This window comes from secondary endosymbiont of Ctenarytaina eucalypti (genome assembly GCF_000287335.1).
Lineage (GTDB): Bacteria > Pseudomonadota > Gammaproteobacteria > Enterobacterales > Enterobacteriaceae.
Genome location: NC_018419.1, coordinates 152,392 through 164,916 on the forward strand (window position 1 = coordinate 152,392; position 12,525 = coordinate 164,916).

4 protein-coding genes are annotated in these 12,525 nt (G+C 42.8%); 1 reads left to right on the forward strand and 3 read right to left on the reverse strand.

Translation table 11 applies throughout. The annotated features are described in order from the left end of the window. Positions 1–1,018: 1,018 nt before the first annotated feature. Together dapD and recJ are read right to left on the reverse strand one after the other, a co-directional pair. Positions 1,019–1,843, reverse strand: coding sequence for a 2,3,4,5-tetrahydropyridine-2,6-dicarboxylate N-succinyltransferase (gene dapD / locus A359_RS00370; protein WP_014887793.1), 825 nt, complete (start codon positions 1,841–1,843; stop codon positions 1,019–1,021). 1,188 nt (positions 1,844–3,031) lie between these two features. Next, positions 3,032–4,768 (reverse strand): single-stranded-DNA-specific exonuclease RecJ, encoded by a 1,737-nt coding sequence (recJ, locus tag A359_RS00375; protein ID WP_014887794.1) that lies wholly within the window; start codon positions 4,766–4,768, stop codon positions 3,032–3,034. A gap of 2,561 nt (positions 4,769–7,329) precedes the next feature. Here recJ and tadA point away from each other — a divergent pair. Next, complete coding sequence (tadA, locus tag A359_RS00385; RefSeq protein ID WP_014887797.1) at positions 7,330–7,854, forward strand: tRNA adenosine(34) deaminase TadA; 525 nt, start codon at positions 7,330–7,332, stop codon at positions 7,852–7,854. A 1,468-nt stretch (positions 7,855–9,322) separates the two neighbouring features. Here the strand turns inward: tadA and uvrB are convergent. Then, positions 9,323–11,332: an excinuclease ABC subunit UvrB gene (uvrB, locus tag A359_RS00395; RefSeq protein ID WP_014887799.1), complete on the reverse strand. Its 2,010-nt coding sequence runs from the start codon at positions 11,330–11,332 to the stop codon at positions 9,323–9,325. Positions 11,333–12,525: the final 1,193 nt, after the last annotated feature.

Below are 12,525 nucleotides of genomic sequence, written 5' to 3' on the forward strand. Positions count from 1 at the left end.
CTATTTATAACCAGGCTATCAGAAAATAAGATTCTGTGATAACATGCATAAATAGTTACACTATTATGGCATAGCCGGACAAAGTGTCTCTTAGATGGGGTAAGAGATCGCTATTTTATGTAGACATCACGTCTTCACTATCATTTTGATGATATAAAAGATATATCGGTTCTTTTGGAGAGGTTCAGAAAGGTTCAGAGACCATGGTTACTTAATTTTTTAATTAGTGAAGTATCTACTAATACACCCTGTACTGATCTTAGATCAAGAATAAGGCACAATAATTAAAATTAGCATAAAACCTCAAGATGGGATAAAAGACGCATTTAGTGATGAATGATGCCAGTCTGCACAGTATACTGAAAGAGCATAACATTTTCAGTAGCGTGATATTAAATAAGGCACAGTAGAGCCTGTTGCTTTATTTAGAAATGCATAGCAATACAGATTAAATGATATATGCTGATTTATCACCAGAAAGTACCACTAATGTAAAAATTCTGGTCTTTTTAATAAAGCACATTCATCGTAAAATTAGTAATATGATAGCTAACTACTATTAAAATGCAATTTACTTTCATGATGCAATCTTGCAGAAGAAAAGCAACAGCTTATTCGTATCCGATCCGGGTACCGGACCGTAGCTAGCTTAATAATCATGACTATTAACCAGCTTTAAAAATGAGTCTTTAAGCTGCAACAATGATACCTCAAATAATGACAGTAGCTGATATTTTATAACCAGCTGAAACGGTTACATTTATTTAAAATCACCATCACGTAAGCATCTATGCCTATGCTATAGAATAGGAGCTTATGGAAAGGAAAAAGCACTTAAGCAAATAACGCTGTAAGGAATGCCCAAGAATACCGTTTGCATACTATAAAAATAACCTTGCTAGCGCCTGACTCTTAATAAATTTTAAATTGCTCAACAATAAAAAATAAGCTTATAGCGGTTTCGCGCCGTCTTGTGTACTGTAATAACATAGCGAGAATACTGCAGTATTGAATAATATTAGTCGATAGTGCGTAATAACTCATTGATACCTACTTTATTGCGGGTAATTGCATCAACTTTTTTTACAATGACTGCGCAATAAAGGCTGTAGCGTCTGTCTTTGGAAGGTATGTTACCAGAAACAACTACTGAACCAGCTGGTACCGCGCCGTAATGCACTTCGCCGGTTTCACGATCTAGAATTTTTGTGCTCTGGCCGATAAATACGCCCATGGAAATGACCGCGCCTTTTTGTACTATTACCCCTTCGACGATTTCTGAGCGGGCGCCGATAAAACAGTTATCTTCAATGATGGTTGGGTTGACCTGCAGCGGTTCTAACACGCCGCCAATACCGACGCCTCCGGAGAGATGAACATTTTTGCCGATTTGCGCGCAAGACCCGACGGTGGCCCACGTATCTATCATAGTGCCTGCATCCACATAAGCTCCAATATTAACATAGGAGGGCATTAGTACTGTATTTCGGGAGATATAGGCACCCAGGCGAACGCTAGCTGGCGGTACGATGCGGAATCCTGCCTGCTGGAAGCGCTCGCTATCCCAGCCTGAGAACTTCATAGGCACTTTATCGAAAAAACGTGTTTCGCCGCCATCGATGAGCTGATTCTCAGCGATACGAAACGAAAGTAGCACGGCTTTTTTTAGCCATTGATGTGTAATCCATTCGCCATTGATTTTTTCCGCTACGCGCAGCGCGCCACTGTCAAGTGAAGCGATCACTTGATGAATGGCGTCTCGGCTAGTGCAATCAACGTTTACGGGCGTGATTTCGGTGCGTTTTTCAAAAGCGGTTTCAATAATTTTTTGTAATGACTCCATCCTGCTGTATCCTTTTCGTTATCCTGACAGGATATGCATGTCCTAACTTTTATTAAAGGTTTAATACTTAAAGTTGTTATTGAAAAAAATTTAAATTTTAATGCATGCCATCCTAGCCGCATCGGTCGGTAAGCAATGCGAATATTGTTGGGCGTTTTAAACGTATATTCTGTCCCGAGGTCTCAGCAGGGAAATGTCTTACCTATTTGAGTATCATAGTGCCGAACGGTCTTGAGTGAACCAATCGAAATTTTAAGTGTGCATTGGAATGGATCACTGGCTTCATTATAACATATGACGTGTATGTGTACGAAAAATTTTAAAAGTACTCCTTGGCTTACTGAAAAACAGTGCCCAATTGGGGCTATGTTCTCACAGCATCGATGTATGACGCCCCGTGTGGCATAAATAGAATCGAGTCTCTTGATGGGCGTTGCCGATCTATGAACTGCTCAGATCAGAGTCATTACCACACGGTGCTGATGGCGAAATGAGTGTTTAGGCTTTCTCTGAGTGTGGAGCATGGTCTTCCAGAATACTTAAGCTTTAAACTAATCAAGCAGATTCTAGCATGTTTACGTTAATCTTAACTGAGTGAAAATAAAAAGAACGCAGTTGATGTCAACATAAAACATTAAGATGAGGTGAAATGCCTTCTGACGTGTTGTACTGGAGGGTGCTGGGTCTTAATTTTTTAAGTACATGCAATATAGAAAAGTGCTCAGGATGATGTTAAAACGCGCATAGTAAGGCATAACCACAATCTGGCAGGCGGCAGATTTGGTAGGAGCGCCACTGATTTACTGACCGTGCCTGATTGCATAAGGGGTAGTTACTGGAAACGCCGAGCAGGATTGGCTGATAAAGTTTTAGAGACACATTTCTTTCATAGTGCTCTTTTAAGGAAGAGAGCAAGGGGTGGGGTTGATGCGGACTCCAATGGAAGGTATTAGATAAACATCACTATAATAATAACTATACGTTTTAAAATCAGCAGTGTATAAATGACAACATGGGCTTATAAAAAATACGACTATTACTGTCGCGCTGATTAACAAAAATAAAAGTACTTTTAGTTCAAAACACTTTATTAGTAACAGGCTCTATTGAATTCAACTAAGCAGTAAACAATTAGATCATATCTACTTTGAAAGTAGATATGATCTAATTTATTTTCGTTGATGCAGTCTATGATAACGGCCAGATATGCTCTATGAATAGTTGTAAGCGGCGATTACCGAAAAAATTATTTACTTCGAGACGATAGGCCAACTCTAGGGTATTTACCTTAGGGTTTGGCCAAAGATGCGAGTCGATGTTGAAAGCGACGCCATCGAGTATAGGGCCGCCGGCCAACGGTTCCAGAAGCAGCTTAAGATGTTTATCCCCCATCAGCTTCTGATGTATCACGCGAAACCGCCCATCAAATAGAGGCTCAGGAAAGGTTTGTCCCCATGGGCCGCCTTCTCGCAGAAGTTCCGCCGTGCGCACCGAAAGTTCCGGACCAGACAGCTCGCCATCTGACCAAATCACTCCTTCGAGCATGGCTGGATCTATCCACTCCTCTACAAGAGTAGAGAAGTCCTCTTGGAATCGGTCAAATTGTGTCTGTTTCAGCATTAAGCCGGCGGCCATCCCATGGCCGCCGAATTGCAGCATTAAATTGGGATGTAATGTGTTGAGTCGTTCCAGCAAGTCACGCATATGCAATCCGGGAATTGATCGTCCAGATCCCTTTAATATGCCATCCCCGGCAGGCGCAAAGGCGATAACCGGCCTCTGAAAACGTTCTTTAATCCGCGACGCTAATATACCCACCACACCCTGATGCCACTGTGCATGGTAGATAGCTAAACCACAGGGCATCGTATTCTCGTCGCACGACATCGCCTGACAGAGCGCCAAAGCTTCAGCTTCCATGCCCTGTTCGATTTGGCGCCGAGCTTTATTAAGGGCATTTAGCTTGGTTGCCAGAATGCGAGCCTGTGAGATCTCATCTGTTAACAACAGCAAAACTCCGACCGACATATCCGTCAGCCGACCGGCGGCGTTTAAACGCGGCCCAATTCTAAAGGCCAGATCGCTGGCACGAAGCTGCGTGAGATCACCGTTAGTTAATTCGGCTAGTGCTTGGATCCCAGGACGACACTGGCCTGCGCGGATGCGATTTAACCCCTGATGTACCAGAATACGGTTGTTGGCGTCCATTGGTACTACATCTACTACTGTACCTAGCGCGACTAAATCTAGCAACTCCGCTAGTTTGGGGGCTGCAATGCCTCGTTGCGTAAACCAGATGCCGTCGTTAAGACGCGCTCGAAGCGACAGCATTAGATAAAATGCTACGCCTACGCCTGATAGAGATTTGGAGGCGAAGGTGCATCCGTGTAAATTAGGATTCAGGATAGCATCGGCAGTTGGCAGCGTATCACTAGGTAGGTGGTGATCGGTGATCAGCACTCGGATCCCTTTATGATGGGCTCGAACTACGCCTTCATGGGAAGAAATCCCATTATCTACAGTTACGATAAACTGTGCGCCGCGTGCAGCGGCCTGCTCTACAATTTCGGGGCTCAGGCCGTAGCCGTCTTTAAAACGATTCGGTACCAAGAAATCGACTTTTCTCGCGCCCATTTTTCGTAGCGCCAGTACCGTCAGCGCCGTACTAGTTGCACCGTCCGCGTCGAAATCCCCGATCACCATTATCCTGCATTGGTTTACTAGGGCACCGACCAGAAGATCTGTCGCCTGCTCGATACCTGTTAATTGATGGTAAGGTAGTAAGCCACGCACGCCACGCTCCAGCTCACCAAGTGCGCAAACGCCACGTTGCAGATACAAGCGTTTCAGCAGGGGAGGGATCTCCGATTCCCTCAGAACATCAATTTTGCCGAGCGGGCGTCGGCGGAGCACAGGTGTCGTCATGAGAACAATAGTAGATTTGTTAAATAATCAAAATTCATATATTTCTTCTATACAGGTTTAGTAGAAGAGGGGTTTTATTTTAAGTGTACCGTTTTTATGAGATCTAACGCCATAAAGTTACGCTTGAGAGAAAAAGTGGGGGGCAGATTGCTCTCTAATAATGCCTGAAAAGATGTATACTTTTTAACATTATAGCAAAATATATAATAAGGCGTGTTTTTAAAAAAAATCTCTAGGGAATAGAATGTCTGTACTCTAACTGTAGGTCAAAGTTATACGTACGTCTTGGACATGGTACTCTTTCTGGTCAAATTCTGCTTCATTTAATGTAACTATAGCTGCTGATGTCTACCCTCTTCATTCAGCGCTTGCACCATACCCCGCATAGATGCATGTCTCGGTGGTGATAAGACACACGATTCCGTATCGCTGAAAACCTCTGGCATAAGGGTATCTAGAGTATGTCCATATCGTGTAAGTTGATGCCATTTGTAATGGTTAGCGTCACCAGTTAAGCCCCGACTTTCTCTGTCTCGAGATAGTAAAGTAGATGCTGAGGCAGTCTTTTGTTGACGATATGCTAGGGATAGGATGATTGCATCAAGGCTTTTCCGGTACAGATACTGCAAAACAGCAAGGAGCATTAAGAAGCCTAGTGGCACTACTGACGCAATAACTAGTATCTAGGAGTTCTAGAGTGAGGACCCGTCTCTCCCGGCTACTCGTGTTTAGACAGTTGAGTAGCTCATGCTATAGATAGTACTCGACCCCTGAAAGTCAGGATAATATTAGACAGTCGCATGTTGTTCCGGATAGGTTTTTAGTTAAAGAATATCAAGAAATGACTCAAATGATGTGATCGTGGATCGGGTTAATACCTAACTGACTCTTACATTGTATGGGTAAACGACATGATCCCCGATAGACGTTTAAATTTAGTTCACTTGATGCCATGAGGTTTTTACAATATGCAGATGAAGGACGACGGTTCCTGCGTTTCATGATGAAAGCACCTGTTACACCGAGAGAGCATCAAGAGCATCCAAAATATCTTCAGATTGACAGCGGGAGACTTACATGATTTAAAAAATCTCCCTGCCTTATACTGCAGTGGTTAAATAGTTTTATTCCGAGTATTCCCATTGGGGACTGTAGAGAGATGCGGAGAAACAGAGCGGCTAGTTAATCACAGATTCTCGTACTTTTATGATTTGGTAAAATCATCTTAATTTACAGTACAGAAACGTATCTAGTGAGCATACATGGCGTGTTTGATAATTAAAAGTATTATATTAAATTAATCAACTCTGTTGAGAGATGCTATAGCTTGTTATTTTTTTATATTTAATAATATAAATATTATTGTTATATTTTTTCAGTGTTCTTGAACAAACTATAGTGAATGACCAGTTAACCGCCAGCGGCGCTATTGTGAAGGTATAATAACGGTGTTCGTTTTTTTCTGATAATATAATCTGGTGAAACTATTAAACTCTTGCCATCGCATTGCCTAACTTTACATCGGAGTCGTGCAGACTAAGATGATTATCTAGAACTATTTTGAACCGGGATACGGCCATGGTAGCTACGGAGTATTAATGAACACCGATGCTTTTTCGCAGGGGGTCATCCTGTTTTTTAAATTCTTAATCTCGATTGCGAGCTTATGCGCGTATTTTTCAGCAGGATAACACTGCCTCTCTGGCACGACGGCATCAGATGTGTAATTTTTTTCTTTACCATCAGCATTATGATAAAAAATTTTTTCATCAGTGCCATCAATTGATCTTGCTAGGATGTTCTCTTAGGTTTTTCTTTATCTAATCCAATATAACCTGCCGTGTCAGTAGTATTACACCTATGCGATCAAGCTGAAGAAAATCATGGCATATAAAGCACGGCAACTCTTAGGGATTTCTAACCCTCTATTGTTGCATTTTTCAATATCAACCCAGATGAGCGTTTCATTTATCTTCATTAAATACTTTACTGCTTTTGGGATCCACTGAATAAAATATTTTTGCCGCATGTTGAGATGTATGTGCCGCTTATTCACCGTTAAGATCCTTACTAAGAAGAGAATAGTTCGGGAGTATATTGAACGGTCACTCCATAAGTTTAATGCTCGAGATGATGACATTCCATCACACCCTGAGCGAAAAGCTAACAAGTACTTTCATCATCACCACCACGCTCTTAAGGTAAATTTAGGTAGAAAATAACCTACTTTTTTAAAAAGTCGTCTTCTTTTTTGGTAAAAAATTTATTCATCTATTTATATATTCATGCTGATAGAAAAGCTTGCTACTTAAAGGCCTTATTTTCAGACAGCTATTGAGTAACTTTCAACTTTTTTCTTAACAGAAATCCTATCTCGCAATACATATACTGAGCCAAGAAAGTAATCATTACCAAAAAATTGATTTCTTTAATTAATAAGAAAAAATTTTTTAGTTTATGTAAAATAAAAGCTTACATTCTAACTAGAGTGAGTCGTCCTTTCTTACCTACAGCATGCCAAGTATAATCCACCGCAGTTATCAGCAGCATGGGAGAGGCTCATGAGAGAGCATTGCAGAGATGAATTTTGGATGCGTCATGCTCTGACGCTGTCATCTTACGCGGAGGCTGAAGGCGAAGTCCCGGTCGGGGCGGTATTAGTTTTAAACGAGAATATTCTCGGCGAAGGCTGGAATCGTTCTATTGGCCATCATGATCCTACTGCTCATGCGGAAATCATTGCGTTGCGCCATGCGGGGCGCAAGATAGGAAATTATCGCTTGCTGAATACGGTGATGTACGTGACGCTAGAACCCTGCGTAATGTGCGCTGGCGCAATGATTCACTCTCGTATCCGCCGTTTAGTTTTTGGTGCCTATGACGCAAAAACCGGTGCAGCGGGCTCGCTGCTGGATGTGCTTGGCCATCCGGGAATGAACCATCACATGATGCTCACTAGCGGCCTACTGTCTCAAGCGTGCTCAGCTCAGCTCCGCGTGTTCTTTCGCCATCGCCGAGCGCAAAAGAGCACGGCACTACCCGGGGGTAAAAATGCTTCCGTTCAACGTACTACTATACGTAAATAGAGTAACAGAATATTTTAACTAGCTACACATCTCGTTTTTACGGTCTGGTATAATCTTTAGTCCCTAGTAAAGCACATTTACTATGAGGGGAAAGCCCTATTCTATAGGGGTTCTGTGCTGATAGCATAAGAATATGCCCCACACACAATACATCGCTGCGTTAAGGATCGGTGACAATGATGTTGTCCTATGCTCGGGAGGCTGCAAGTATGCTAGCGTAATTACCTCACAAGAATTATAAAAAACGGGGTATGAGCCATACATGCTTTTGATTTTCATCGTAATCTTGAAAAGAGATGACCAATCTAAGCCTATAAAAATAGATGGTTTCACGTCGTTATTCGTCAGATTTTCCGCGGGAGTAACCGTATCAAATTGTTTTTAATATTGAGGTCTTTACACTACTGTCAGCCTCTTCAGCTTCACGGTCAGACCATGAAATCTATCCTAGTGTTATCCTTGGTCCACCTCTCAGGGTAACTGTATCTAATGCCTTGAGTAGCCCATTTTATGGGTTCTTCGGAGGAGCCAAATCTTGTCGTTCTTCTAGAATATTGTAGTGTAGGGGAGGTGAGGATGAGATGAGCTCTATGAGGAGGACTATTGTTTAGAGATACGAGCTGGATTGAGGGTCCCTTATAGCGTATATAGTTACGTGCTTTCACCATTTTGATCTCCTCTCTTGCCTGCGCATTGGCGTCAGGTAGGCTCAGATCACTACCCAATAGTCTGTTAAACCGCATATGTCTATTTTCCTCTCAGTTAGTCACCGGATGATTATAACCTTCTGTTTTTAGGAATTAAAACTGCTTTCCAGATACTAACTTGAAATCGTAGGGTGACGCGCATCGGATGGACTGAGCCGATCTTGTGCAGTCAGGAGCGGTAGAGTTAGCGGTTCTATTTTTTCTTTCTTGACAGAACGTCATGATCGTAAACTACATCTTAAGCCTGAATATGTTAAAGTAAATAGAAATTCTTTAGTAATCACTGGCTCCGCATAAGCGCATTGCTTATTAACATGGCTTCAAGAACTATTTCGTTCTCAGATTCTCATTGAATGAGTCAGCTTTTTCTGCACCTAAAAAAGACTTCTCTTTGAGAGCGTGGTCGAGCGCTGTTTGACGCAGACAAGCCTAGCCCCCTGTGTTTTCTCAGCAAGCAAGTAAAGAAAGCTCAGAAGCATCAGAAAAACGTCAACACATAATAAGATGACTTATTAATTCATTTTTATCAATGAATTAATAAGTCATCTTATTAATGATGCCGGTTATAAGTTATGATTTCGAATCAGAATCGACAGTCTGGTCGAAGGTGGTCAACAAACGTTGAGTGGTATGAGATCTGCGTCTGGCCGTTCAGATTACACAATAATAGCTCTGCTGGGGGGGTAAAATAGATTGCACATCACTCTTGTCGCACAAGGCTCCCAGGTTAAAAGAAATTTCCACCCATTCTGATAACTCTGTTAAAAGATTTCGATATCTTGCTCACGCAGGATTTGAATTTGATCGCGTAGGGTGGCAGCCTCTTCAAATTCTAGATTCTTTGCATGTTGCTGCATGCGGACTTCTAGTGAACGAATTTCCTTTGACAGCGCTTTCGTTGTTGTATTGTAATATTGAGGTACTACTGCAATCGCTTTGTTTTTTTTCTTTTTAGAGTGCGCTGGCGCTCGTCTAAGCTCTATGATGTCAACGATTGTTCTACTCATCCCCCGAGGCTCAATCCCATGCACCAGATTATAAGCATGTTGCTTCTCCCGCCGTCGCTCGGTTTCTTCAATCGCTCGCGCCATAGACCGCGTTATTTTATCGGCATAGAGTATAGCCTTCCCGTTAAGATTACGTGCCGCTCGGCCGATTGTTTGGATGAGAGCACGCTCGGAGCGCAAAAAACCCTCCTTGTCGGCGTCTAGAATTGCTACTAGCGAGACCTCGGGTATATCCAGCCCTTCGCGTAATAGGTTGATGCCTACTAATACGTCAAATGTGCCGAGACGTAAATCACGGATGATTTCTACTCTCTCTATAGTTTCAATATCTGAATGCAGATAGCGCACCCGTTCGCCGTTTTCTGCAAGATATTCGGTTAGATCCTCGGCCATGCCCTTGGTCAGTGTAGTCACAAGTACTCGTTCATTATTTTTTACCCTTTGACGGATTTCTGACAAGAGATCCTCTAACTGGGTGGTGACCTGGCGAACTTCAATGCGTGGCTCTAAGAGACCGGTCGGTCGAATGAGTTGGTCAATCACTGCGTTGCCGCATATTTTTAGTTCATAGGGGCCGGGTGTAGCAGATACGTAAATGGTTTGCGGCGCTCGTGCAGTGAATTCTTCAAACGTCATCGGTCGATTATCTAGTGATGAAGGAAGACGGAAACCGTGCTCTACCAGAGTTTCTTTACGTGCACGGTCACCTCGGTACATTCCACCGATTTGAGGAATAGTTACATGCGATTCGTCTATCACAAGCAAGCCATCAGCTGAGAGATAGTCGAATAGAGTCGGCGGGGGTTCACCTGGTCTACGTCCGGATAGGTGGCGCGAGTAGTTCTCGATCCCTGAGCAATATCCTAGCTCGCTTAGCATTTCGATATCAAAGGCGGTACGTTGGGACAAGCGCTGCTCTTCTAGTTGCTGGCCGTGGGCCAGCAACATCCGGCACTGTTCAGCCATTTCTAATTTAATATCTTCTATCGCTTGTGCTAACCGCTTGCGCGGAGTGACGTAGTGGGTTTTCGGGTAGATAGTGTAACGCCGCACTTCCTGATCGACGCAACCTGTACACTGATCAAAAAGCGACAAGCGCTCTACTTCATCATCAAAAAGCTCAACGCGTACTGCAAGGCCGTCAGACTCAGCAGGAAAAATATCAATAACTTCGCCACGTACCCGGAAGCTGCCGCGATGAAACGCTTGATCGTTGCGCGTATACTGTAGATCAGATAGCCGCTTAACGAGACTACGCTGAGAGATAAGCATACCGTGTGTTAAGTGTAGCACCATTCTTAGATAAGCATCAGGGTCCCCAAGACCATAGATTGCGGATACTGATGCCACTACGATAACATCGCGGCGCTCCAGGAGCGCTTTCGTCGCGGATAGCCGCATTTGCTCAATATGTTCATTAATCGATGTATCTTTCTCGATAAAAGTATCAGAGCTTGGAACGTAGGCTTCTGGCTGATAATAGTCATAATAGGAAACGAAATACTCTACCGCGTTATCGGGGAAAAGGGATTTAAGTTCGCCGTATAGCTGTGCCGCTAACGTTTTGTTGGGCGCCAAAACCATAGAAGGACGATTCAGATCGGCGATCACGTTCGCCACGGTGAAGGTTTTCCCTGATCCTGTCACGCCTAGCAGAATCTGATTGGCTAAACCATTCTTTACGCCGGTTTTCAGGCGGAAAATCGCTTCTGGCTGATCACCTGACGGTTTAAACGATGTAACTAGTTTAAATGCTTTACTCATCTGCTATACTTACCTGATGAAAGCGTGAGTGGTAGAATAGAATATCCGAAAAAGTACGGGAAAATTGTGCTACTTTAGCCAGTGGCTAATAACTACCTAAAGCATGAGTCATAAGAAAGAATCGTATAATAGAACTGTATTGCCTAATGAGCTCAAAGTTATCAAGACGTTCGAGAGAACGTGATTAAACCGCGGGCGCGGGAAAGTCAAAAAGATATCCAGTAGTGCAATGGAAGTGCCGTCAATCACGCTAAGACTCTTGCCTTATTTTACATACATAGTGGTAGCTAGAATTTTTTATAAGAAAAATTATGCTTATTTTTTATTTTCTCATGTTCTATAATTATACCAATAAAAAGCATGGAAGATACATTAACAGCACATTGAAACACCTTGACGCCGCACCTCTCGTATCTATATTTTCTCTAACACTAATACATGCAGTTATTAACAATAATAGAGGCTTATTGCTATTGTCTCGGTGAGAAGTTGCATGCCAGTGTGTTACAGCGCGTGTAAGAAAGATAATAAACATTTATTAGGCATGTTATGCCTATAAATCTCTAACGACTCTGTCAGAGTGCCTCTCCTATCCCGATGATGTTTTGACGGCCACTACTGGCTTAATAGGTTCTCGTGCTGCTAGTCAGCGTTGCAATATCTTCAGCGTTAATTATAGAGAGATCTAAGGATAGCTGGCCTACTAGGAAAGAGAATCCCCCATGCTTAAGACTTAGCTTATACCTATCCCTGCGGAATAGGTTAGTTTGTATAAGAGTAACAAGCAATCTCGTGAACCGGAATATGCCTGTTTCCGGTCATTGGGTGCGTAGAGTGCCAGGTGCTTTCTTGCTCCAAGCGGGGCGTGTCTTTTAGAGGATAATTTCCAGCGAGTAGTGACTTTCATAGTTCGAATATAGCTTTATATTGACACCCTGCTTGCGGCGAAATAGATTGCTGTTATTGCTTAGCTCAAGAGAGTATCATGATTGATACATGCATCTTAAGCGCCTTAGGCGACTCCTCCTTAACTTTAGGTTAAGGTTTCTTTATATCAAACACCTATCAGGATATTTCATCACTATAGTAGCGCAATGCTATACATTGGCACGGATGTATTTGATACATATCGTCATGTACTACAAGATGATAATTACGATTGATGCTGTTTTCACGACTACTTCCGACGGACC